General features: G+C 36.7%; 1 protein-coding gene. It reads right to left on the reverse strand.

What is annotated here, in order from left to right; all coding sequences use genetic code 11:
* Positions 1-128 (reverse strand): DUF3360 family protein (locus AC6UD8_RS07075; RefSeq protein ID WP_500723606.1); only part of this gene is annotated, 128 nt, incomplete at its 3' end.
* Between the last annotated feature and the right edge of the window lie 109 nt (positions 129-237).

The following is a 237-nucleotide window of genomic DNA, read 5'->3' on the forward strand; positions in this document are numbered from 1 at the left end:
GGCTTCATGATTTGAAGTTCGTGGTCTAGGTAATCTGAGCGGCTCTCAAATTCAGAAGCAGGGCGGTGTAGCTCTTTATAGCTTTTCTCTTCTACTTCAGAGATCGCATTATTGACAACCTCTGACATAGATTCCTCATATTTTTGTGTTAGTAATTCTAAGATTGAATTCTATAATTTCGCGTAATTGCGTTATTTATTAGTTTTAACTTGTTGGCACTATGTTGCGCAGTTTTTA

The sequence above is a fragment of the Fructilactobacillus sp. X1R3C1 genome (genome assembly GCF_059901545.1).